At 72.3% G+C, this 23,596-nt stretch carries 21 protein-coding genes; 7 read left to right on the forward strand and 14 right to left on the reverse strand.

Features of this window, described 5'->3' with window-relative positions; translation table 11 throughout:
* Positions 1-45 precede the first annotated feature (45 nt).
* The 12 genes from moeZ to GTY47_RS21640 all read right to left on the reverse strand — a co-directional run bounded on the left by moeZ (position 46) and on the right by GTY47_RS21640 (position 14,807).
* Positions 46-1,224 (reverse strand): adenylyltransferase/sulfurtransferase MoeZ, encoded by a 1,179-nt coding sequence (gene moeZ / locus GTY47_RS21590; RefSeq protein ID WP_010047685.1) that lies wholly within the window; start codon positions 1,222-1,224, stop codon positions 46-48.
* 63 nt (positions 1,225-1,287) lie between these two features.
* Positions 1,288-2,037, reverse strand: coding sequence for a spherulation-specific family 4 protein (locus GTY47_RS21595; protein ID WP_010047686.1), 750 nt, complete (start codon positions 2,035-2,037; stop codon positions 1,288-1,290).
* Complete coding sequence (locus GTY47_RS21600; RefSeq protein WP_010047687.1) at positions 2,025-2,984, reverse strand: NAD-dependent epimerase/dehydratase family protein; 960 nt, start codon at positions 2,982-2,984, stop codon at positions 2,025-2,027. The genes GTY47_RS21595 and GTY47_RS21600 overlap by 13 nt, the downstream gene beginning before the upstream one ends.
* Positions 2,985-3,104: 120 nt before the next feature.
* Positions 3,105-4,343 carry a hypothetical protein gene (locus GTY47_RS21605; protein ID WP_010047688.1) on the reverse strand — a complete coding sequence of 413 codons (1,239 nt, stop codon included), beginning with the start codon at positions 4,341-4,343 and terminating at the stop codon, positions 3,105-3,107.
* On the reverse strand, positions 4,340-6,091 hold the full coding sequence (locus GTY47_RS21610; protein ID WP_010047689.1) for a DUF3492 domain-containing protein: 1,752 nt from the start codon (positions 6,089-6,091) through the stop codon (positions 4,340-4,342). The genes GTY47_RS21605 and GTY47_RS21610 overlap by 4 nt, the downstream gene beginning before the upstream one ends.
* A gap of 189 nt (positions 6,092-6,280) precedes the next feature.
* Positions 6,281-7,873, reverse strand: a complete 1,593-nt coding sequence (locus GTY47_RS21615; RefSeq protein ID WP_010047692.1) for an ABC transporter ATP-binding protein — start codon at positions 7,871-7,873, stop codon at positions 6,281-6,283.
* A complete protein-coding gene (locus GTY47_RS21620) occupies positions 7,870-8,877 on the reverse strand; it encodes an ABC transporter permease (protein ID WP_010047695.1) in 1,008 nt (335 codons plus the stop codon). Before GTY47_RS21620 ends, GTY47_RS21615 begins: the two co-directional genes overlap by 4 nt.
* A complete protein-coding gene (locus GTY47_RS21625) occupies positions 8,874-9,914 on the reverse strand; it encodes an ABC transporter permease (protein WP_010047697.1) in 1,041 nt (346 codons plus the stop codon). Before GTY47_RS21625 ends, GTY47_RS21620 begins: the two co-directional genes overlap by 4 nt.
* Positions 9,915-9,936: 22 nt before the next feature.
* Entirely contained in the window at positions 9,937-11,652 is a 1,716-nt protein-coding gene (locus GTY47_RS21630; RefSeq protein WP_010047699.1) for an ABC transporter substrate-binding protein, read from the reverse strand.
* A 182-nt stretch (positions 11,653-11,834) separates the two neighbouring features.
* Complete coding sequence (locus GTY47_RS41665) at positions 11,835-11,927, reverse strand: Ms4533A family Cys-rich leader peptide (RefSeq protein WP_311774658.1); 93 nt, start codon at positions 11,925-11,927, stop codon at positions 11,835-11,837.
* Positions 11,928-11,994: 67 nt separating this feature from the next.
* On the reverse strand, positions 11,995-13,764 hold the full coding sequence (locus GTY47_RS21635; protein ID WP_040904323.1) for a DUF3152 domain-containing protein: 1,770 nt from the start codon (positions 13,762-13,764) through the stop codon (positions 11,995-11,997).
* A gap of 8 nt (positions 13,765-13,772) precedes the next feature.
* Positions 13,773-14,807 (reverse strand): alpha/beta hydrolase, encoded by a 1,035-nt coding sequence (locus tag GTY47_RS21640; RefSeq protein ID WP_010047704.1) that lies wholly within the window; start codon positions 14,805-14,807, stop codon positions 13,773-13,775.
* A 396-nt stretch (positions 14,808-15,203) separates the two neighbouring features.
* On the opposite strand from GTY47_RS21640, the gene GTY47_RS21645 reads away from it, so the two are divergent.
* The 4 genes from GTY47_RS21645 (at position 15,204) to GTY47_RS21660 (ending at position 17,133) form a co-directional block, all read left to right on the forward strand.
* The gene (locus GTY47_RS21645; protein WP_010047706.1) at positions 15,204-15,428 is read left to right on the forward strand and encodes a hypothetical protein; all 225 of its coding nucleotides are present in this window, start codon (positions 15,204-15,206) and stop codon (positions 15,426-15,428) included.
* A 207-nt stretch (positions 15,429-15,635) separates the two neighbouring features.
* Positions 15,636-16,283 (forward strand): TetR/AcrR family transcriptional regulator, encoded by a 648-nt coding sequence (locus tag GTY47_RS21650; protein ID WP_010047709.1) that lies wholly within the window; start codon positions 15,636-15,638, stop codon positions 16,281-16,283.
* Positions 16,284-16,418: 135 nt separating this feature from the next.
* On the forward strand, positions 16,419-16,646 hold the full coding sequence (locus GTY47_RS21655) for a DUF3107 domain-containing protein (protein WP_010047710.1): 228 nt from the start codon (positions 16,419-16,421) through the stop codon (positions 16,644-16,646).
* 217 nt (positions 16,647-16,863) lie between these two features.
* Positions 16,864-17,133, forward strand: coding sequence for a hypothetical protein (locus tag GTY47_RS21660; RefSeq protein ID WP_010047711.1), 270 nt, complete (start codon positions 16,864-16,866; stop codon positions 17,131-17,133).
* Between the two features lie 141 nt (positions 17,134-17,274).
* Here the strand turns inward: GTY47_RS21660 and GTY47_RS21665 are convergent, their stop codons facing one another.
* A complete protein-coding gene (locus GTY47_RS21665; protein ID WP_010047712.1) occupies positions 17,275-18,030 on the reverse strand; it encodes a ferritin-like fold-containing protein in 756 nt (251 codons plus the stop codon).
* A gap of 476 nt (positions 18,031-18,506) precedes the next feature.
* Here GTY47_RS21665 and GTY47_RS21670 point away from each other — a divergent pair, with 476 nt between their 5' ends.
* Together GTY47_RS21670 and GTY47_RS21675 are read left to right on the forward strand one after the other, a co-directional pair.
* Entirely contained in the window at positions 18,507-21,215 is a 2,709-nt protein-coding gene (locus GTY47_RS21670; RefSeq protein ID WP_029181730.1) for a DEAD/DEAH box helicase, read from the forward strand.
* Positions 21,216-21,364: 149 nt separating this feature from the next.
* Entirely contained in the window at positions 21,365-22,279 is a 915-nt protein-coding gene (locus GTY47_RS21675) for an alpha/beta hydrolase (RefSeq protein ID WP_029181731.1), read from the forward strand.
* Here the strand turns inward: GTY47_RS21675 and GTY47_RS21680 are convergent.
* Positions 22,276-23,169, reverse strand: a complete 894-nt coding sequence (locus GTY47_RS21680; RefSeq protein ID WP_010047717.1) for an NYN domain-containing protein — start codon at positions 23,167-23,169, stop codon at positions 22,276-22,278. The genes GTY47_RS21675 and GTY47_RS21680 overlap by 4 nt on opposite strands.
* A 228-nt stretch (positions 23,170-23,397) precedes the next feature.
* On the opposite strand from GTY47_RS21680, the gene GTY47_RS40340 reads away from it, so the two are divergent.
* Positions 23,398-23,550: a hypothetical protein gene (locus GTY47_RS40340; RefSeq protein ID WP_010047718.1), complete on the forward strand. Its 153-nt coding sequence runs from the start codon at positions 23,398-23,400 to the stop codon at positions 23,548-23,550.
* The last annotated feature ends 46 nt before the right edge of the window (positions 23,551-23,596 follow it).

Here is a 23,596-nt window from a genome sequence, read left to right on the forward strand (position 1 = left end):
TCACGAAGGGAGACCGGAGACGGCTCGGTACGCCGGCGTCTCCGGTCAGTACACCGGCTTGTCCGGCTCGATCTGGTTGACCCAGCCGATCACGCCGCCGCCGACGTGGACCGCGTCCGAGAAGCCCGCGGACTTCAGGACCGCGAGGACTTCCGCACTGCGGACACCCGTCTTGCAGTGCAGGACGATCTTCTTGTCCTGCGGGAGGCTCTCCAGGGCGGTGCCCATGAGGAACTCGTTCTTCGGGATCAGCCGGGCGCCCGGGATGGAGACGATCTCGTACTCGTTCGGCTCGCGGACGTCGATGATGTCGATGCTCTCGCCGTCGTCGATCCACTCCTTGAGCTGCTTGGGAGTGATCGTGGAGTCGGCGGCCGCCGCCTGGGCCTCCTCGGACACGACGCCGCAGAAGGCCTCGTAGTCGATGAGCTCGGTGACGGTCGGGTTCTCGCCGCAGACCGCGCAGTTCGGGTCCTTGCGGACCTTGACCTGGCGGTACTGCATCTCCAGGGCGTCGTAGATCATCAGGCGACCGACCAGCGGCTCGCCGATGCCGGCGAGGAGCTTGATGGCCTCGTTGACCTGGATGGAGCCGATGGACGCGCACAGCACGCCCAGGACGCCGCCCTCGGCGCAGGAGGGGACCATGCCGGGGGGCGGGGGCTCCGGGTACAGGCAGCGGTAGCAGGGGCCGTGCTCGGACCAGAAGACGGAGGCCTGGCCGTCGAAGCGGTAGATCGAGCCCCACACGTACGGCTTGTTCAGCAGCACGCAGGCGTCGTTGACCAGGTAGCGGGTCGCGAAGTTGTCCGTGCCGTCGACGATCAGGTCGTACTGGCTGAAGATGTCCATCACGTTGTCGGCCTCGAGCCGCTCCTCGTGAAGGATCACGTTCACGTACGGGTTGATGCCCTTGACGCTGTCACGGGCGGACTCCGCCTTGGGGCGGCCGATATCGGCCTGGCTGTGGATGATCTGGCGCTGCAGGTTCGACTCGTCGACCTCGTCGAACTCCACGATGCCGAGGGTGCCGACGCCCGCGGCGGCCAGGTACATCAGCGCCGGCGAGCCCAGGCCGCCGGCGCCCACACACAGCACCTTGGCGTTCTTCAGCCGCTTCTGCCCGTCCATCCCGACGTCGGGGATGATCAGGTGGCGGGAGTACCTGCGGACCTCGTCTACGGTGAGCTCGGAAGCCGGCTCGACCAGGGGTGGCAGCGACACGGGGACTCCGTTGGTCGGTCAATCACTACGGTTGTTCTCCCCGTAACACTGCCACGTGCTTTTTCATTCCGAGACACCTGTTCCGATACGCGAGACGATTTCGTCCCAGTAGCCGGGCATGGTCTCCCAGGGGTCGGTGCGGCCGCCGTGGTCCGTGTGGTCGGTGAACCAGATCGTCGCGGCGCCCTGCCAGCGGGCGATGCGCAGTGCCTCCTCCAGGTGCGGGCGGGGCACCCCGTGGACGAAGTGGCAGAAGCGCTCGGGCGGATGGTCGGTGGTCCACTCGGCCACCTGCGACCAGCGGTAGTCGCTCCACGGGCCGGAGAAGGTGACCAGCTGGTCGGCGAGCCCGGCGTAGCCCGGGTGCGGGTGGATGCCGTGGCCGAGGACGATGTGGGCCTCGTCACGGATCACGCGGAGCGTGGCCACCGTGCGGCGTACCTCGGGCAGCCCGGCGTGGTCCGCCGGGCAGCGGTCCAGGAGGAAGCCGTCGACCTGGTACCAGTCGACGAACCGGTGGGCGTCGGAGATCAGCTCCCCGAAGTTCCGGGTGCCGTACCGGGTGTCGAGACGGCCGAGGACGCGGACACCGGCATTGCGCAGGCGGCCGGCCGCCTCCAGGCAGTGCGGGTCGGGGCGGGCGCCGGGGCCGTCGGCCACGTTGAGGACCACCCAGTGCAGAGGGGTGCCGGGGCGGGCGAGTTCGCTCCATTCGGTGGGGGCGATGAGGGGGTGCGCGTACCCGGGGACGCCGACGCCGGGGCGGAGTTCCGTGCCGGACGTGCGTGGCCGGGTGCTGGTCAGATGCGGCATGCCGCCTCCATCCAGATGTCGGCGAGGGACTCCTCCAGGCCGATGCGGGGACGCCAGCCGAGCCGGTCGCGGGCGGTGCGCACATCGGCCTGCTGCCAGCTGCCGCAGCCGTCCGGGTACGGGTACGCGACCGGGGGCGCGTGGTCCGGGTCGGGGCGGGGGTGGCCGATGGCCGTGCGCAGGGCGCCGGGAGGGCCGTCGAGTTCGTGGAGGGCGCCGCCGTATCCGGCCACGCGGGCGAGGACCGCGGCGGCGTCACGCAGGCGGACGGCGCGGCCGGAGCCGATGTTGATGACGCCCTGCGCGGCGGAGAGCGATGCTGCGTGGACGGCCCGGGCCACGTCCCGGACGTCGACGAAGTCGCGCTGCGCGCCGAGGCCGCCGAGTTTCAGCTCGCCGTCGCCGGACTGCATGGCGCGGCGCATGGCCTCGGCGAGCCGGCCCAGCGGGGAGCCGGCGGGGGTACCGGGCCCGGCCGGTGAGAAGACGCGCAGGACGACGGCGTCCAGGCCGGAGCCGAGGACGAGTTCGGTGGCGGCGAGCTTGCTGACGCCGTACGGGCCACCGGGCCGGGGGACGGCGTCCTCCGCCGTGGAGGAGCCGGGCTGGCTGGGGCCGTACTCGGCGCTGCACCCGATCTGCACCAGACGGGCACCGCAGCCGCTGCGGCGCAGGGCTTCGCAGACGGTGGCCACGGCGACGGTGTTGTGGCGGGTGAGCTCGCGGGCACCGCCCCTGGTGGCGCCGGCGCAGTTGACGACGACGCCCGGGTGGACCGCGTCGAGGAAGCGGGTGAGGGCGCCGGGGCTGCCGGACGCGAGGTCGAAGCGGACGTCGGCGTCGTCGCCCCGGCCGAGGGCGGTGAGCTGCACGGCCGGGTCGGCGAGCAGGCGGTCGGCGACGAAGCGCCCGATGTAGCCGTTGGCTCCGATCAGCAGGACTCTCATCGCGCGTCTCCCGGGGCGGCCGGGGCTGCTGGGCGGGTGGTCATGCGGGTTCTCCTTGAGGCGGAAGGGAGGGATGTGACGGGGGCTGCCGGTGGCGGCGGGGCCGGTGGCAGGGTCGGGTCACCGGGAGCCCGGCGGTGCGTGGGCCGAGGCCCTGGTCAGCTTGCGGGTGGCGTGGACCAGGAGGGCCAGGGCCGCCGTACCGCAGGCGAGGGTGGGGACGCTGCCGGCACCCCAGGTGGTGACGAGGGTCTCGACGGGGGTGGCCAGGAAGCCGCAGCCGGGGAGGCGGGAGGCGAAGACCGCGGCGAGGGCGGCCGCCTGGAGCGTGGCCGTGGCGGTGAGGACCACGGCCGGGGCGTAGGCGAAACCGTGCGTGGTGAGGAGGCGGGCCAGGAAGAGGAGGGCGCCCAGGGTGAGGGTCTCGGCGTGGGCCGCGGGCTCGTCGACGACCGCGGCGCAGAGGGTGAGCAGGGCCACAAGGGCGCCCAGGAACAGGACGAACGTGCCGAGCAGGAGCGGTCGTACGGCGGCGGCGAAGTCCTCCAGGCCGCGACTGGCCGCGAGTTTGCGGCGGGCACGCGCGGCGAAGAGGTGGGCGGTCCAGGCGGCGGGCGCGCAGGCCAGGGTAAGTGCCAGGACGGGGGTGGCGGTGAGGGGCCAGGGGCCGTCGGCCGTGCCGGTGGGCAGGCTGTCGGGGCCTCCGGTGACGGCCCCGTCGAGCAGGCCGTTGCCCAGGAGGGCGTAGGCCACGAGCCAGGTGGTCCCGGTCGTGGCCCTGCCGGGGGCTGTGCGGTCGGGTCTGCTCAGGGGGCCTCGGCGCAGGGCCGCGCCCAGGGCCAGGGTCACGGCCAGGGCGCCCGCTGCCGCGGCGAACAGGCGCGACTGGCCGTGGGTGAGGTGCACGGCGGCGACGGCGGCGGCGCACAGCGTGCCCGGCAGGAGCGTCAGCAGGGCCCAGTCGGCGCGTGCGCGTGGAGCGGTGGGCGCCGCGGGCGGGGGCGCGGACCCGTCCCGGGAGACCCGCGCGTACATCTCCTCCGCCAGGGAGAAGACGTCCCGGTGGCGGAAGCGGGCGGCGGTCCGGTCGGTGATGCCGTGCGCCTCCAGGCCCGCCGCGATCTCCAGGGGATCCACCGCGCGTTCGCAGAGTTCCCGGTGACGGTGCATCAGCGCCTTCACGGGGTCGGCGGCACCGCGACGCGGGGCGGCGGGCTTGCGATCGGCGGCGGCCTCCGGGGCGGGCGCGGGCGTGGTCGCGGGGGTCGGCTCCTGCTCCGGGCGGGCGTCCCACAGTGCCCCGGGCGCCGCCGGGCCGGTGGGGGGCTCCGGGCGGTCCAGTTCGTCCAAGTCGCTCATCGTGCTCCCTCCGGGGCGGGGACGGGAGTGGTGGCGCGTACGGGTCTGGCCGTCGCCCCGCCGGGGCCGCCGCGGACGACGAGGCTTGGTGACGGGGCGGCCCAGCGGATCGGGACGTGGGCCTCGGCGGGCACCGCGAAGGGCAGTGGGGCCCCCGCTTCGTCCAGGACCACACGGCGGATCGGCGCGCGCGAGACGATCTCCAGGTAAATGCCGTGGAATGCCTGGATGTTCTGCTCGACCGTGAACAGTTCCAGGGCACGGGCGCGGGCGGCGGCACCCAGGCGCGCACGGCGCGCGGGGTCGCGCAGCAGCGCCACGCACGCCTCGGCGAGCGCCCGCGGATTGCGCGGCGGTACGACGAGCCCGGTGCCGCCGATGACCTCCACGACCGCGCCGACGTCCGTCGACACCGTCACGCGTCCGCAGAGCATGGCCTCGACGAGGCTGATCGGGAAGCCCTCGACGACGCTGGAGAGGACGGTCACGGCGCCCGAGGCGTAGGCGTCAGCGAGGGCCGGGAGTTCGGGCCCGCCGATCTCCTCGAAGGACACCGGGTTGTCGCCGGTGGCGTGCGGGCCGTCGGCCTCGTCGGGGAAGAGCTGGGCGGCCAGGGTCCGGCAGTGGCCGAGGTAGGCCGTGCCCTCGGAACCGGCGGGCCCTCCGACGATGCGCAGGCGGGTCTTCGGCTGCCGCTTGCGGATCTCCGCGAAGGCGTGCAGCAGCGAGACCAGGTCCTTGGCGGGCTCGACGCGTCCGACCCACACGAGCGTGTCCGGGTCGGCGCACTCGGGGGACTCGCCGACCTCGGCGAAGGGCCGGGCGTCCATGCCGGGGTAGACCGTGCGGAGCTTCCCGCGGTCGGCGCCGCACCGCTCCTGCCAGCGGCGGGCGTGCGTGTTGCCGGCCGTGACGACCTCGGCCCGGGCGTAGGCCTCGGCCGCGAGCCTGCCGTGGAAGGCCGCCAGCAGCGACCGTACGGCGGGTGGGGCGTCCGGAGCGGTGAGGTAGTGGGTGCGCAGGCGCACGCCGTACTCGGTGACCAGCAGGGGGACGCCGGTGAAGTGGCGGGCGAGCAGGCCCGGCAGGGCGGCCGGGCCGCCGGACGCGGCGTGGCAGAGGTCGACCGCGCCGAGGCCGTCGTCCTCGTACCAGTCGAGGGAGAGGGGGCGCAGGGCGCGTTCCAGGTGTGCGGCCACGGCGAGCAGATCCTGTACGCGCGCCTCACGCGCCGCGCGGTGGGCGCCGGGCGCACGACAGGCGCGTTCCAGTGTGCGTACGGCGGTCTCGGAGCGGAGAGCCCCCACCAGGCCGCCCGCCTCGCGGGCGAGTTCGGCGAGCCCGTACAGAGCGTTGGCGAAACGGTCCGCCTCGGGGGTCGACACACCCTCGGAGGGCCCCTTGGCTCCCGACGTTCCCGCCAAGGACCCCGTGGCGGCGGCCGGCAGACCCCCGGACGTCCCGCTCAGCACGGCTGCCAGTTCGCCGAAGCACTCGGTGAACCGCCGGCGCGCGCGGCGGCCCAGGGCCACGTCGTCGTCCTCGGCTGTCCACATGGGCGCGGTGCGCACCCTGCGGACGTTCGGCGGCAGCGGGATCCAGCCCTCGTCCTCCTGGTGTTGGCTGCGGCTGAGCGCGTAGACGTCGAACTCGTGCTGTGCGAGCCCGCGCACCAACCGGTCGCACCAGAGCCTGGCGTCACCGCTCACGTACGGATAGCCACCCTCCGTAAGCAGTCCGATGCGCACGAGTGCACCCCCGATCTCCCGTATCAGGAGCCGCCGTTGTCCGGCGGCTCGCAGCGGGACGAACGTATGCGGACAAGGCGGTGGCGCGACGGACGGTTGTCCGTCGCGCCACCAAAAGGGGTGAACGGTCGTAACTTTCCCGTGCGGATCGCGTTCTGTCGCGCTAGGAGATCAACCGGACACGGATCGTCATGCCGCGGCCAACTCCCGTCGCTCCGCCCGGCGTCGCGCGGCGGCGTCCGGGTCGAGCGCCGGTACGGCGGCGAGCAGCTGCCTGGTGTACGGGTCCCGGGGCGACCCGTACACCTGGTCGACGGGTCCTTCCTCGACGATCCCGCCCTGCCGCATCACCGCGACCCGGTCGCTGACCTGGCGCACGACGGCCAGGTCGTGCGCGACGAAGACCAGCGCGAGGCCGAGTTCGCGTTGCAGCTCCCCGAGCAGGGCGACCACGTGCGCCTGGGTGGTGACGTCGAGGGCCGACACCGGCTCGTCGCAGACGATGACGCGCGGGTCGGCCGCGAGCGCCCGGGCGATACCGACGCGTTGGCGCTGCCCTCCGCTGAACTCGTGCGGGTAGCGGTCGTAGTGGGCTCCTTCGAGCCCGACGCGCTCCAGCAGTTCCGCCACGCGCTCCCGGATGCGCCCCTCATCCCGCTCACCCCGCGCGCGCAACGGGTCGGCGATGGACTCGCCCACGCTGCGGCGGGGGTTGAGGGAGGAGACGGGGTCCTGGAAGACCATCTGCACGGCCGGGTTCACGCCCGTGTGCGGGCGGCCTTCGTACCGGACCTCCCCCGCCGTCGGCTCCAGCAGCCCGACGAGCATGCGCCCCAGGGTCGTCTTGCCGCTGCCGCTCTCGCCGACGATGCCGAGGGTCTCGCCGCGGTGCAGGGTCAGCGACACGTCGCGCACGGCCGTGAACGCCCGCTTGCCCCGCCCGAACTCGCGCCTCAGGCCGGTCGCCTCCAGGACGACCTCCTCCGGGGCAGTCGAGCCGGCCCTCGGCGCGTCCAGCCGCGGGACCGCGGCCAGCAGCTCCCGGGTGTACGGCTGGGCCGGCGCACCCAGCACCCCGGACACCGGGCCGTGCTCGACCTCGCGCCCGTGCCGCATCACCAGCACCTCGTCGACGCTCTCGGCGGCGACCCCCACGTCGTGCGTGACGAGCAGCAGGCCCATGCCCGTCTCCTCACGCAGCGTGTGCAGCAGGTCGAGGACCTGGGCCTGGACGGTCACGTCGAGGGCGGTCGTCGGCTCGTCGGCGATCAGCAGACGGGGCTCGCAGGCCAGCGCCATGGCGATCAGGGCGCGCTGGCGCATGCCGCCGCTGAACTCGTGCGGCCGGGAACGCGACCGCCGGGCCGCGTCCGCGATGCCCACCCGGTCGAGGACGTCGACCGCACGCGCGCGTGCCGCCCGCCGGGACACTCGCGCGTGGACGCGGTACACCTCGGCGATCTGGTCACCGATCGCGTAGTACGGATCGAGGGAGGACAGCGGATCCTGGAACACCATCGCGGCCTGGCCGCCGCGAAGCCGCCGCAGTTCCTCGTCGGAGGCCCGCTGTACGTCGGTGCCGGCCACCCGGACCGATCCCCCGACCCGCGCTCCCGTGCCGTGGTGCAGGCCGAGCAGGGCGGACGCCACGGTCGACTTGCCGGAGCCGGACTCGCCGACGAGGGCCAGGGCGGCGCCCTGTTCCAGCCGGAAGGAGAGGCTGTCGACGGCACGCAGCTCGCCGAAGTCCACGGAGAGGCCGGTCACTTCGACCAGGCTCATGTCAGCACCACCCGTCGGTCGGCCACCGCGTACAGCACGTCCGCGACGGCGTTGGCGAGGACCACGAAGAAGCCGATGACCAGGACCATGCCGACCACGACCGGCAGGTCGACCACGTTGACGGCATGCACGAGTTCCTGTCCGATGCCGGGCAGGCCGAACAGCGTCTCGGTGAGCACCGCGCCGCCGATCGCCGAGCCGACGTTGTTGGCGTTCAGCGCGATGACCGGCGCGAACGCCCCACGCAGCGCGTGCCGCCCGACGATGGACCGCTCGCCGACGCCGTACGCACGGAAGGTGCGGATGTGGTCCTCGGCCAGCGTCTCCAGCATCGACGCCCGGGTCAGCCGGGCGAACGCGGCGGCCTCGATGAGGGCCAGCGACAGCCAGGGCAGCAGCAGGTTCCACGCCCACTGTTCGGGGTCGTCGGTGAGGGCGACGTACTGCGGGAAGGGCAGCAGCCGCAGCTCCCCGCAGACGACGATCATCAGGACCAGACCGATCACGAAGACCGGGGTGGCCGTGCCGGCGAGGGTGACGCCGGTCAGCACCCGCTCGGAGAACCGCCCGCGCCGCCAGGCGGAGAGCACGCCGGTCCCGACGCCGAGGAGCAGCCAGAGCACCATCGCGCCCGACACCAGGGACAGACTGGCCGGGAGCTTCGCCAAGATCAGCTGCGTGACCTGCTGGTCGCTCTGGTACGACAGGCCGAGGCAGGGCGCGGAGCAGTGCTGCACGGACGTACCCGTCGAGTAGTCCTGGCCGGCGACGAGGCCCTGGAGGAAGTGCCAGTACCGCAGGAACAGCGGGTCGTCGAGGTTCAGTTGCCGGGCGACCTGGTGCACCTGTTCCGGTGAGCAGCGCGGGCCGCAGGTGATCTGGGCGACGTTCCCGGGTGTCACGTAGAAGACGACGTAGACGATCACCGAGATGGCGAGCAGGGTGACAACGGCGCCGACGGCCCGGCGCAGTACGAACGCGGTGAGGCCGCCCCGCCCGCTCATGCCGCACCTCCCCGTGCCGTCCTCGACTCCCGCCCGGGCCGCTCGTCCGGCCGCGATTCCCGCTTCCGCCCCGTCCCGATCCGCAGCCGTGAGGACACGCGCGGGTCGAGCGCGGTGCGGATGCCGTCGCCGAGGACGGTGAGCGCCAGCACGGTGACGAACAGCGCGCCCGCGGGCAGCAGCAGATACTGCGGGGCGGCCTGGTACCAGACGTCGGCGGCGGTGAGCATCTGGCCCCAGGAGGGCGTCGGCGGCTTCACTCCGACGCCGAGGAAGGACAGTGCGGCCTCGACGGTGATGTTCGTCGGGACGAGCAGCGCGGCGTAGGTGATGACGGGCGCGGCGATTGCGGGCAGCAGCTCGCGGCGGGCGATGCTCCAGGTGCCCCAGCCGCTGAGCCGGGCGGCGGAAACGTGGTCGAGTTCCTTGAGGGTGAGCGTCTGCGCGCGCACGATCCGGGCGATGTTGCCCCAGCCGATCAGGCCGACGACGAGCGCGACCAGTACGGGCCGCGGAAAGCTCGACGGCACGATCGCGAGCAGCGCCAACGACATGATCATGAGCGGCATGGCCACGATGATGTCCGTGAACCGGCTCAACAGTTGATCAAGCCAGCGCTTCCCGAGTGCGGCGGCGACACCCAGGGTGACCCCGATGGTGACCTGCACGACGGTCGCCGCCAGCGCGACGCCCAGCGACACGCGCGCGCCGTACGTCAGTCGTGCGAACAGGTCGCGCCCGGTCTGCGGTTCGACGCCGAGCCAGTGTTCGCCGCTGATGCCGCCGAGCGGCCCGACGGGCACGCCCCCACGCGCGGAGTCCACCAGGGAGGGGTGGTAGGTGGTCGGGTCCTGGCCCTCGACGGCCGTGAGGAGCGGCGCGGCGAGCGCCACCAGGACGAGCAGCGCGACGACGGCCGCCGCGGCGAGGGCGGCACGCTGCGCACGCAGCCGCCGCCAGAACTGACGGGCCCCCGAGACCGCCGGGACGAACGCCTCCGTCCCGGCGGCCCGCGAGGCCAACAGGGTCTCACTCATGATTGCTTGACCGGCCCATTGACTACTTGACCGCGACCTGCGAGATGTCCAGCACGCCGGTCCAGTCGCTGATCACGATGTTCTTGACGTCCTCGCCGTACAGGCGCTTGTAGACGGGGTGGAACAGCGGGACGGTCAGGGCCTTCTCACCGATCCTCTTGTCCAGCGCACCCCACCTCTTGGCGGCCTGGTCAAGATCCGTCAACTTGTTGATCGCATCAATCTCGGCATTGACCGACTTGTCGTTCAGCAGGCCCGTGTTGAAGTTCGCGCCGTCCTTGACGATCTGGCGGCCGTCGAAGATCGGGGCGAGGAAGGGACCGCCGGAGGGCCAGTCGGCGCCCCAGTGGGCGAGGAAGAAGCCCGGCTCGGTCTTCACGTCGTGGATCTTGTCGGAGTAGTCGTTCTCCTCCAGGCCCTGGAGCTTGACCGTGATGCCGGCCTTCTTCAGCGCGTCCTGGACGGCGGTCGCGATCTCCGGGCTGGTCTCGAAGTCCTTGGCGTTGGAGTGCGTCAGCGTGACGGTGAGCCCGTTCGGGTGGCCGGCCTCCTTCAGCAGCTGCCTGGCCTTGGCCGGGTCACCGGCCTTGCCCGCCGGGAAGAGGTCGTACGGCGTGTACCCGAAGGACTTTTGGTCCGGCAGGAAGGTGGTGGCGGGCTCGGCCAGCGCGGACCCGCCCGCGGCGTTGACCACGGACGACCGGTCGATGGCGTACGAGATCGCCTGCCGCACCCTGACGTCGTCGAACGGCTTGATGGTCGGGTTGAACGCGATGTAGTTGGTGTAGCCGAAGTGTCCGGTGCCGACGCGGGACGCGAGGTCCTTGTCGCCGGTGACCTTGGCCAGTTCGGCCGGGCCGAGGTTGGTGTCCGTGGTGACGGCGGCGGCGTCCGCTCCCTGGGACGCGGACAGCCGCTGGTTGATCACGGACGAGTCGAGCCCGGACCGTACGTCGATCCTGTCCGGGTAGGCCTTGCGTTCGGCGTCGGTCGAGGCGGACCAGTGCGGGTTGCGCTCCAGGATCAGCCGCTCACCGTCGTTCTCGTTCCTCACCACCCGGTACGGCCCGGACGAGACCGGGTGCTCCTCGTACTTCGTGCCCGTGTCCTTGCTCTTCGGGACGGGCGCGAACTGCGTCTGCGTGGCGAGGTACGGGAACTCGCCCTCGGGCTTGTTCAGGTGGAAGACGATGGTCCGGTCGTCCGGCGTCTCGATCGCGTCGAGGCCCTTCTTGTCCTTGTACGGGCCCTGGTAGTCGGCGGCCCCGACCAGCCAGTCCCGCAGGTAGGGGGCGCCGCCGGAGAGTTCGGGGGCGAAGGAGCGCTCGATGCCGTACTTGATGTCGGCCGAGGTGATCGGCGTGCCGTCCTCGTACCTGAGCCCCTTCTTCAGGGTGTACGTCCACACGGTGGCGTCCTTGCTGGGGCGCCCGGTGTCGGTGGCGAGATCGGGGACGACCTTCGTGCCGGCCGCGCCGTTCTCGCGGTTGCGGGTGGTGAGCGTACGGAAGACCAGGGACGGGACGTTGCCGCCGCCGGAGGTGTACAGGCGGGCCGGGTCGAAGTCCTGCTGGGGATCGGCGTTCAGGACCGTGAGGGTGCCGCCCTTGTGGGGCGTGGAGTCGCCGCCGCCCTTGGCATCGTTGTCCTTCGGCCCGCAGGCGGCGGCACCCGCTGCCAGGACCAGGCTGACGGATGCCGCGGCCACGCGGCGCGCTGTGACGGACGGTTGGCGCATCGGAATGACGACCTCTCGGACGAATGACATCTCGGATCGCGAGACGAATTGACGAAGGGTGAGACGAAGCTGGACACACGTCTGCCCGGGCGCCGGGTCGTCGAAGAAGCCGTGTCAGGTCACGGAGAACTGACAGGGTCACCGGGAAGGTGGGAGTTCGCGACACGCGCCTGGGGCGGGCGTCAGCAACAGTGGATGTCGGCCACGCAGAGCGGGGTCACGCCGATGAGCGCCAGCTCGATGGCGGCGCGAACGGAGACATGACGGGGCGACATGCCAGAAATATGAACGAACTTTCTGCGCATGTCAACGCGGTACGTCGGCTCACCCCTGTGACGCCTGTCAACTCCCGGGATACGGCCAGGGGTTGGCGCGGCAGTGGATGCCGTCGTGGTCGAGGAACTTGGTCTGCTGCTGCATGACCGGCGCGAGGTCGCCGTCCTTGTCGCAGGTGACGTGGCCGTAGCCGAGGCGGTGGCCTACCTCGTGGTTGATCAGCATCTGCCGATAGGCGTGGATCTTGCTGTCACCGTAGGTCTCCGAGCCCTGTGCCCACCGGTAGGCGTTGATCATCACGCGCTCGGTCGCTGCCGAGTCGCAGGAGACGTTGTCCTCGGTAGTGTCCAGACCGGACTTGGCACACCAGTCGGCGGTCGTGCCGGGGCTGGCGAGCGTGATCACGAAGTCGGGCCGGCCGGAGTAGATCCGCTCGAAGGTGCGCGCGCCGTTGTGGGCCCAGCTGCGCTGGTCGTTGAGCGTCTTCTGTACGGCCTCGGCGAACAGTTCGGCGTCGAGCCCGAGCCCCTGCTCCACGTCCACGCGATAGGTGAACTTCTGCCCCAGACCCGGTGCCTCGGCGATGCCGGGCACGGCGTCGAACTTCCCCGAGCCCCTGAGCTTGGCGCCGAGCGGGTACGTCCTGCTCATCTTCTCGTCGTACGTCAGCGGCTTCACGTCGGACCCCGGTGCGGGCGCCCGCCCGTTCGCGCGGGACGACGAGTCCCGCAGGTCGCGGGCCCGGTCGGTGGCGGACGGTGACTGCACGCCGGAGCCGCCGGGGTCGTTGGCGACCTGACCGGCGACGATCACGGCCAGCACGGTGGTGACGGCGGCGGCCGCGATGCCTGTGAAGGTACGGCCCTTGGCGCCCCTGACCGGGGCGGGCGTGCCCGTCGGCGCCACGTCGTCATCGTCGTCGGAGCGGATTCCGGCCGGGGCACCGGCGTTCCAGTCCGAGACGGATGCGTAGGCGTCCGCGTGCGCGGAGGGGGGCGTACGGGGTGCGAAGACGTCGTCCTCCTCGTCGAAGGCGTCGAGATACTCCTGCCGCGGCCCGGGCCCGGGGGCCCGTCGCTGTCGCGGTATGGGAGCACCACCACTGCCCTTCAACTCACCCCAGCCACCCCCGGCTTCCCGCTGCTCGGGGTGCCCTCCCCGGGCTCGGGGGGATGCGTGCGCGGGAGCGCCGTCGGGAACCCGTGGCACCCCGCGCGCGGGGGTACCGTCCGGAAGCCGCGGCACCCCTCCCTCAGGGGTACCGTCGGGAAGTCGCGGAACGCCGTGCGCGGGAGTCCCGTCGGGCAGCCTCGGAACACCATGCGCCGGAGTCCCGTCAGGAAGCCGGGGTGCGCCGTGCGCCGGAGTCCCGTCGGGCAGCCGGCCACCTGGCGTCGGAGTCCCGTCAGGGAACCGCGGAACGCCCTGCGCCGGAGTCCCGTCAGGCAGCCGCGGAACACCGCGCGCCGGCGTGCCGTCAGGAAAACGCGGCAGCCCGCGCGCTGGTGTGCCGTCGGGCAGGCGCGGAGCGCCGTGCACGGGCGTGCCGTCCGGCAGCCAGCCGTCGGGAAGGCGCGGCATCCCATGCGCGGGCGTCCCGTGTGAAGGCGTCCCGTCCACCGTCGCGGGCCGCGGCCCCGGCACCCGGCGCGGACCCGCACCCGGCTGCGGCCGGCCACCCTGCGACGCGGCCCGGGGCGGAGCCGTCCGGCCTCCGCGGCTCGGGTCCGCTGCCTGGCCCGGCCCCTGTCCCGACCCGGCCCGGCCGTCCCGTACTGCGGTTGGGTCCGCGGTGTCGCCCTTGGCGACCGGCCCACGGCGGCTGTGGCGTCCCACGTCGCGCCTCAGCCCCCCATGCTCTCGTCGGTGCCCGTTTCGTCGACGGCCTCGTCCGCGCGAGCCCGCTTCGCTCGCCGCTCGCCCAACTCTCCCGCGTCTTCGAGGAGTTCACGAAACGCCATGGCCACCGTCTCCGGGTACTCCATCATGGCCACGTGCCCCGCGTCCGGCAACGTCACCAGCCGCGAGTCGCGATACGCCCGGGCCGCCTTCTGCGCCATCCGGAAGCCGACGAGCTGGTCACGGCCACCGTAGACGAGAAGGGTCGGCGCGAGAACGCGTTCGGCCTGGCGCCACAGTCCCTGCTGGCCGCCCAGTGTGTACGCGTTGACGATCCCGCGCGCGGAACGCGTCATGGCGTCCCAGAAGTACGGCAGCCGCAGCCGTCGCTCCATCTCCTGGACGGCGTTGCTGAATCCTTCCGGCGTCACCCGCCCCGGATCCCCGTAACACAGCGCCATCACGCCGCGGACGCGCTGCTCCGCCGTCCACTCCCGGGTCAGCCGGGTGAAGAGCGGGGCGACTCCGGGCACCGCCAGCAGTGCTGTGGGCACGGCGGTGCGCTGCACTCGGATTTCGGGCAGAGCAGGTGACACGAGCGTGAGCGTACGGACCAGATCGGGCCGTACCGCGGCGACACGGGTGGTGATGGCGCCACCGAGCGAGTTCCCGAACAGGTGCACGGGGCCGCGACCGGTGGCTTCGAGGTAGCGGATGACCGCGCGCGCGTGCCCCGTGACCGAGTAGTCGCCGTCGTCCGGCGGCGGGGAGTCGCCGAAGCCCGGCAGGTCGATGGCCTCACTGTCGACGACGTCGTCCAGCAGCGGCATCAGCGCCGACCAGTTCTGCGAGGAACCCCCGAGTCCGTGCACGTACAGCGCGGGAGCCAGCCCCTCGCGCGCGGGGCGCCTCGACCGCACCGCCAGCGTGACCCCGGGCAGCTCGACGGAGCTGAGCCGCTCGCCCTCGGCGACCCTGACGGCCGACACCTTCGGCAGCACATTGGCGGGCGGCACGAACGGCAGCTCGGTCGAAGACATGCGGCAATGTTACGAGACGATCACGTAGTGACTCATGTGTTCGCCGTCACAGGAATCGGCCATGTGAGACGGGCACATGACACCAACACGGGGAAGGCGCGGAGAAGGAAGCCGAGAGCGAAGCGGAGAAGGAAGCCGAGAGCGAAGCGGAGAAGGAAGCCGAGAGCGAAGCGGAGAAGGAAGCCGAGAGCGAAGCGGAGAAGGAGAGGGACCCGAGAACGGGGAGGCACCTGGGAGAGGCAGGGCATATGAGAAGCAGTCAACGGGATGCGCACTGCGTCACGTCCCGGACGCGGATCGCATAGCGTCCGGATCGGGTGTCTCCTAGGCTCGTAGAGAGGGCACCCGCGTGTGGCCCCTGCATTCCCAGGGACGTTCGTAGGAAGGGAGCCCAGCATGGCCGTAGACCCCACCGACCCGGAGACCTTCGAGGCCGAGGAGGAGTCGGAGACGCCGGAGTACGACGTCGAGGCCCCCGAGGTCGACGCGGCCGAGCAGCGCACGGACGTCGCACCGGACCGCGACGATCCGCTGACCGGTGTCGACCCGGACCGCGCCAATGAGGCCGACCTCGTGGAGCAGGCCCGGATCGTCTCGCTCGACGAGGACGACTACCGGTGACGCACGCTGTCGGGTGGCGACGAGGAGCAGCACCGAGCAGGAAAGGAGCCGCATTTTGCCCGCTCTGACCCTGTTTGAAACCTTCTCAACCGCTTTCGTAACCGTCCGGTCCGTGAAATTCTGCGCTCTCACCGCGCACACCACGGTTACCGAAAAGTACGATGGCGACGCGGCCAGATCCGCACGTGGACGACTATGGGAGGCGGCGTGACAGCCATCGAGCAGACAGAGGCGGTTCGCCCGCGGGGCACACGCCTGCCACGCCGTGCCCGACGCAACCAGCTCCTGGGCGCCGCCCAGGAGGTCTTCGTGGCCCAGGGCTACCACGCGGCCGCGATGGACGACATCGCCGAGCGGGCCGGCGTCAGCAAGCCGGTGCTCTACCAGCACTTCCCGGGCAAGCTCGACCTGTATCTCGCGCTGCTGGACCAGCACTGCGAGTCGCTCATCCAGGCCGTGCGGAACGCGCTGGCGTCGACGACCGACAACAAGCAGCGCGTCCGCGCGACGATGGACGCCTACTTCGCGTACGTCGAGGACGACGGCGGCGCCTTCCGCCTGGTCTTCGAGTCGGACCTGACGAACGAGCCGGCCGTGCGCGAGCGCGTCGACAAGGTGACCAACGAGTGCGCGGAGGCGATCTGCGACGTCATCGCCGAGGACACGGGCCTGTCGCGGGCGGAGTCGATGCTGCTCGCCTCGGGCCTGGGCGGCCTCGCCCAGGTGGTGGCCCGGTCCTGGCTGCACAGCGACCGCACCGTGCCACGCGACCAGGCCGTACAGCTGCTCGCCTCGCTGGCGTGGCGCGGCATCGCGGGCTTCCCGCTGCACGGAACCGACCAGCAGCACCACTGAGGGCCGCTTTGTTCCCGCCCGCTGTTCGCTCGTGGCGTTCTCGGGCGGAGCATGCCGGTCCCCTCACCGGGCTAATGTGTGCTGCGTACGGCGCGGAAGGTCGCGCACATCACTGACCGTCGGAGGGACATAGCCGTGGAGGTCAAGATCGGCGTGCAGCACGCGCCCCGCGAGATCGTTCTGGAGAGCGGTCAGAGTGCCGAGGAGGTCGAGCGGGCGGTGTCCGAGGCGCTGGCCGGGAAGTCGCCGCTGCTGACCCTCGTGGACGAGCACGGCCGCAAGGTCCTGGTCCCGGCCGACCGTCTCGCGTACATCGAGATCGGCGAGCCGGCCCCGCGCAAGGTGGGCTTCGGCGCTCTGTAGGCGCATGCGTGGAACGGGGCGGGGCGGCTGTCGGCCGACCCGCCCCGTTCGCGTTGCCTGCTCCCGTCCATGAACCTCTGGGGCACCCCGTGCGGCACACGGGTTCCTCCACGGACAGAGCACGGTTCACCCACACAAGTGGGTTGGATTCCGCAGGTCAGGGGTAAGACGGGCTACGACCGATGTGGGCAGCCGGCCATGTGGGAGGGACCCCGACATGCTCCTGGAAGCGCTGAGTTCCGCGATTCTCGGCCTGGCTCTGTCCTGGGCGGCCACGCATCGCCTGGCGCACCGGCTCCCGGCCCGCCCCCTGGTCCTGTCGACCGGCGTCGCGGGCGCCCTCTGCGGGGCCTTCGTCATGCACAGCGCGCTGGAAGCCGGCCACCTGCTGGTGGTGCTGCTCGGCGCGGTGATCGTCTCGGTGGCCTCGCTGTCGCTGCTGCTGCGCCCCGCGGGCCGTCTGCGCCGACGATCAGCGACGGCGTAGCCGGAGCCGTCAGGCGCGCGGGGACCCGCGCGCCCGGTCGGCACCGACCCGCAGCCGCGCCCCAGCGGGAGCCACCGCGCGGAACGTCACGCGAGGGGAACCACCCCGGCGCGGAGCGCCACGCGGCGGACGAGGGGAGCGTTACGCGGCCAAGCCCAGCGCAGCCATCCGCTTGGTGTGCGCCTCGGTGATCCGGGAGAACATCTTGCCGACCTCGGCGAGGTCGAAGCCGTCCGCGACCCCGCCCACCAGCATGGTCGACAGCGCGTCCCGGTCGGCGACCACCCGCTGGGACTGCGACAGGGCCTCGCCCATCAGCCGCCGCGCCCACAGCGCGAGCCGCCCGCCCACCCGCGGGTCCGCGTCGATCGCGGCACGCACCTTCTCCACGGCGAAGCCACCGTGCCCGGTGTCGTCGAGAACGGCCAGCACCAGACTGCGGGAGTCGGAGTCCAGCCGGGCCGCGACCTCCCGGTAGAAGTCGCTGGCGATGGAGTCGCCGACGTAGGCCTTGACGAGGCCCTCCAGCCAGTCCGAGGGGGCCGTCTGCTTGTGGAACCCGTCGTAGGCCGCGACGAACGGCTCCATCGCCCGCGTCGGCTCCTCCCCGATCTCGGCGAGCCGGTCGCGCAGCCTCTCGAAGTGGTGGAACTCGGCCGACGCCATCTTCGCCAGCTCCGCCTTGTCCTCCAGCGTGGGCGCCAGCTTGGCGTCCTCCGCGAGCCGCTCGAACGCCGCCAGCTCGCCGTACGCGAGCGCTCCGAGCAGGTCCACGACCGCGGCGCGGTACTGCGGGTCGGCGGAGGCCGTCGCCCAGTCCCGGGCAGCGACTCCGGTCGGTTCGGCCGGGGTGGCGGTGGTGTCCGAGGCGTTCTCAGGCTTGTCAGAGCTCGTCATGAAGCGCACAATAGCCCGCCCGCCGGGAGGCGTAAGGCCCTGGTCAATCAGTGTGACGACGACTACGTGACCGAATCGGCCATCGCGTGTGCGGGATTCCGGGGTATGGTGGTAATGCGCCTGCTGGTACGTCGACGTACCTCGACAGGCCGCACGTATGAGGATGCCCGGTCGGTGGCCCGATCGGCTCCGACCCGACAGACCTCCCGTCCATACGGCACAGTGCGTACGGATGCCGGAGGGACACCCTCAGCGGCATGAGCGCTAGAGCGTCGGCGCGGTCCCGTGCTCTACGGCCCGCCCGTAGGCAGCCGACGTCCCCGGCACGGTCCGACAAGACCCCCGCGCTCGCCTCGCGCCGCCCACACAGAAGAGGCAGCACCCTGACTACGACGTTCCGAGAGCTCGGGATCCTTCCCGAGACCGCCGAGGCCCTGGAGGCCGTCGGCATCATCACCCCCTTCCCCATCCAGGAGATGACGCTCCCCGTGGCCCTTTCGGGCTCGGACGTCATCGGCCAGGCCAAGACCGGCACCGGCAAGACGCTGGGCTTCGGCCTCCCGCTCCTCGAGCGCGTCACCGTCCCCGCCGACGTCGAGGCCGGACGCGCCAAGCCCGAGGACCTCACCGACGCCCCGCAGGCGCTCGTCGTCGTCCCCACGCGCGAGCTGTGCACTCAGGTCACCAACGACCTGCTGACCGCGGGCAAGGTGCGCAACGTGCGCGTCCTCGCGATCTACGGCGGCCGGGCCTACGAGCCCCAGGTCGATGCCCTGAAGAAGGGCGTCGACGTGGTCGTCGGCACCCCGGGCCGGCTGCTCGACCTCGCCGGGCAGAAGAAGCTGAACCTGAAGCACGTCAGGTGCCTGGTCCTCGACGAGGCCGACGAGATGCTCGACCTGGGCTTCCTGCCCGACGTCGAGAAGATCATCAACATGCTGCCGGTCCGCCGCCAGACGATGCTGTTCTCGGCGACCATGCCGGGCGCTGTCATCGGACTGGCCCGCCGCTACATGTCGCAGCCCACGCACATCCGCGCCACCGCGCCGGACGACGAGGGCGCGACGGTCGCGAACACCAAGCAGTTCGTCTACCGCGCGCACAACATGGACAAGCCCGAGATGGTGGCGCGCATCCTTCAGGCCGAGGGCCGCGGGCTGGCCATGGTCTTCTGCCGCACCAAGCGCACCGCGGCCGACCTCGCCGACCAGCTCAAGCAGCGCGGCTTCGCCTCCGGCGCGGTCCACGGCGACCTGGGCCAGGGCGCCCGCGAGCAGGCCCTGCGTGCCTTCCGCAACGGCAAGGTGGACGTGCTCGTCTGCACCGACGTCGCCGCGCGCGGCATCGACGTCGAGGGCGTGACCCACGTCATCAACTACCAGTCGCCGGAAGAGGAGAAGACGTACCTGCACCGCATCGGCCGTACGGGCCGCGCGGGTGCGAAGGGTACGGCGATCACGCTCGTCGACTGGGACGACATCCCGCGCTGGCAGCTGATCAACAAGGCGCTGGACCTGGGCTTCAGCGACCCGCCGGAGACGTACTCCACTTCCCCGCACCTCTTCGCCGACCTCGGCATCCCCGAGGGCACGAAGGGCGTCCTCCCGCGCTCGGAGCGCAAGCGCGCCGGGCTGGACGCGGAGGAGCTGGAGGATCTGGGCGAGACCGGCGGCCGGGGGCCGCGCGGGGGCCGCGGCCGCGGCGGCCGGGACGAGTCCCCGTCGGCAGAACGCGAGCGTTCGGCCCGTACGCCGCGACGCCGCCGCCGTACGCGCGGCGGGACGCCGCTGGACGGGACGCCGGAGTCCACCGGCACCGCCGCTCGGGACACCACTGCCCCGGGCGCTTCCGCCGAGGCGGAGGCCGTCACGGCTCCTCGCACCCCGCGTCGCCGTCGCCGCACCCGCGGCGGCACCCAGGCCGCCGAGCCGGCGCCGGTCACGGCGGCCGAGTCCGCCGCGTCCGCACCGGCGGAGAACGCCGTGGCGACGGCCGAGGGCACGAGCACGGCGGCGGCGAAGCCGCGCCGGCGCCGTACGCGCAGGTCGGAGACGCCTGCGGTGGAGTCCGCGGTGACGCCGTCGGCTGCTGCCAAGACCCCGGCGGAGTCGGACGCGGATGCCGCACCGGTGACCGAACAGCCCGAGGCGCCTGCGGCCGAGCAGGCGGTCGACACGGCCGAGGGGACCACCGAGTCCGCACCGGAGCCTACGGAGACGAAGCCGCGGCGCACCCGCAAGACGGCTGCCAAGTCCGAGGCCGCAGCCGCGGCGGAGGACGCCGTCGACACGGCCGAGACCGCCCAAGCCAAGCCCAGGCGTACACGCAAGGCCACGGCAGCGACCGAGGACGCCACCGGCGAGGCACCGGCCACCATGCCCAAGCCCCGCCGCACGCGGAAGACCACCGCAGCAGCCGAAACCGCCGCCGACACCGCCGAAGGCACGGAGACCAAGCCGCGCCGCACCCGCAAGGCCGCAGCCGCGGCGGAGGACGCCGTCGACACGGCCGAGACCGCCCAAGCCAAGCCCAGGCGTACACGCAAGGCCACGGCAGCGACCGAGGACGCCACCGGCGAGGCACCGGCCACCGAGCCCAAGCCCCGCCGCACGCGGAAGACCACCGCAGCAGCCGAAACCGCCGCCGACACCGCCGAAGGCACGGAAGCCAAGCCGCGCCGCCGCACCCGCAAGGCCGCCGGCACCGCCGAGTCCGCCGCCGCCGGGATCCCGGCCCAGACGGCTCAGGAGCCGGAGGCCGCCGAGGCCAGGCCGCGGCGTACGCGCAAGGCGACGGCCAAGGCCGAGGCGAGCGTCGACACGGCCGAGGCGACCGAGGCGAAGCCGCGTCGTACGCGGAAGACGGCCGCCGCGGCCGCGGATGCCGAGACCGCCGAGGCCAAGCCCCGCCGCACGCGGAAGACCACCGCAGCGGCCGAGGCCGCCGCCGACACGGCCGAAGGCGCGGAGGCCAAGCCGCGCCGCCGCACCCGCAAGGTCACCGAGCCCGCCGACATCCCGGCACAGGCCGGGCAGGACCCGGAGGCCGCCAAGCCGCGTCGCACGCGGAAGTCGGCAGCGGCCGCCACGGCCTCCGCCGAGGTCGCGGACGACGCGATCGAGGCGAAGCCGAAGGCCCGCCGCACCCGCAAGGCCACGGCCGCCGCGGAGCCCACGGAGGGCTGACACTCCCTCGATGGCCCGGCCCCACCGCGTGTGGGGCCGGGCCATCGGCGTTCCCCGAGCAGGGCCCCCACCGCGCCTGCGCCGTCCGCCACCCACCGGCGCACCCATCGCCGGCCCGCCGCCCCACTCCCACCCGCTACCCTCACCCCGTGACCAGGCAAGCCACCTTCACCCCACCCCCGGGCGCCCGCGCATACCCCCTGCGCACCACCCGCGGCGAGTTCGCCGTCGTCGACTCGTCACCGAAGCCGGAGTCGGGGCCGGGGCCGGAATCGGGGACGGCGTCGGGGGTCAAGGGAGTCGCCCTGATGCTGCCCGGGTTCACCGGCAGCAAGGAGGACTTCAGGCTGCTCCACGAGCCACTCGCGGAGCGCGGGTACCGGGTCGTCGCCGTGGACGGACGGGGGCAGCACGAGTCGGCCGGCCCGGTGGACGACGAGTCCGCCTATGCCCAGCGGGAACTGGCCCGGGACGTGCTCGCGCAGGCCGAGGCGCTCGGCGGGCCCGTGCACCTCGTGGGGCACTCGCTCGGCGGGCAGATCGCGCGGGCGGCCGTGCTGCTCGACCACTCCACCTTCCTCTCCCTCACCCTGGTCTCGTCCGGCCCGGCGGAGATCTCCCTCTCCCAGCAGCAGCGTGTGAAGCTGCTGCGGGACGCGCTCGCCGTGCTGTCGATGGAGGAGGTGTGGGAGGCCATCCAGGCCATGGGACCGCCGGAGGAGGTGGGCGGGCCCGCTCGCGGCCTCGGCGACGCTGAGCAGCTGCGCCGCCGCTGGCTGGGCAACAGCCCCGCCCAACTTCACGCGACCGGCCGCCAGTTGTGCACCGAGCCGGACCGTGTCGACGAACTCGCCGCCGTGCCACTGCCGTTCCACGTCCTGTCGGGCGCGCACGACGACACCTGGCCGGTGGCCGTCCTCGACGACATGGCCGTACGGCTGAACGCGCACCGCACGGTCATCGCGGGAGCCGAGCACTCCCCGGGCGCCGACCAGCCCCTGCCTACCGCGCACGCCCTCGCCGACTTCTGGGACAGCATCGGCGGCGACACCCACACGGCCTAATACTGCGTCTGGAGGTGCTCCCAGAAGCCGTCCCGCAGTACGCGCCGCAGGTCCGCCTGGCCGCGCAGCGAGTACTGCAACAGGCCCTCCGCCTCCACGAGCAGGTCCTGGTCCACCGAGCCGGGCAGGTAGGGGTGGCCGGGCAGCAGCTCGACCAGCGTGTCCCGGCCGCGGGCCGCCAGCCACTTCGCCGCGATCTGCGCGCCCACGAACCGCACGTCCTCACGCGTGGGCCGGCCGGCGGTCGCCTCGTAGGCGGGGGCGGCGCGGCGGGAGACGTAGGGCTTGAAGAAGTCGAGGTCGAAGGTGCGCTGGCTGTCGACCTCCCACAGCAGGGGCTCCGCCTGGTTGCGGCCCTCCGGCGCCTCGATGCCCCAGAGGTGGACGCGGGCGCCGTACCCCTGGGCCGCCTCCACGGCCGACACCAGGTCCTCGTCGCCGCCGAGCAGGGCCGCGTCGCTGATGGCGCGGTGCCGGGCGAGGGACTCCAGGTCGGTGCGGATGAGTGAGTCGACGCCCTTCTGCTGGTTGTTGGAGTTCAGGTTGCCCAGCCGCACCTTGACGTCCGGCAGTTCCGCGATGCTCTGCTGCTCCGCCGTGTGGATGCGGCGGCGGGCGCCGTCGTACCAGTAGACGCGCAGCAGCCGGCTGTCCGCGAAGATCGTGCGGGCCTTGTCGATGAGCGCGTCGATCAGTCCCTCGGCGTCGAGGTCGAAGGCCCGGCGGTCCTCCGTGCCGGCGACGAGCCGTCCCGCGGCCGCGTACAGGTACCCGGCATCGACGAAGATCGCATGGGTCGAGGGTGTCTTCGCCACCTCGGCGAGCATGCGCTGGAGCAGCTCGTTGGTGCGGTCGATGCGGGCGCTCAGGGCCGCGAGGTCGTCGTTCATCGCCTCCATTGTCCCGGCGGTCACGCTGCGAACACAACCGGTCCCGGTCGGTCCCGTAACGACAGTCTTACGACTCAGTAATTAGCCGTTCGAAAAATTTCCTTAGCGTAGGGAATGTTTCAACCGCACCGTGCCGTTGACTCATACGGAACACCGGGCACCGCTGCCTCGTGGGCCGACCACCAAGTAGTTCTCCTCAGGAGGATGACCAGACGAAGGGAGAAGCCCTTGCGCTTCGAAATCATGCACCTCGACGACGTCGACGGCACGCCCGTGGACACGACCGTCGTGGACGCCGCCTCCGTCAACCGCATCGTTCAGCAGGCCGCCGCCACAGGGCAGCGCCTCTGGATCCGCCCGGCCGGGACCACGGCCTCGTAACGCGCGCCGCTCTCCCACACTTCGCAGCCCCCGCACGGCATCGGCC

Source organism: Streptomyces sp. SID5464, assembly GCF_009862985.1.
Taxonomy (GTDB): Bacteria; Actinomycetota; Actinomycetes; order Streptomycetales; family Streptomycetaceae; genus Streptomyces; species Streptomyces chartreusis_D.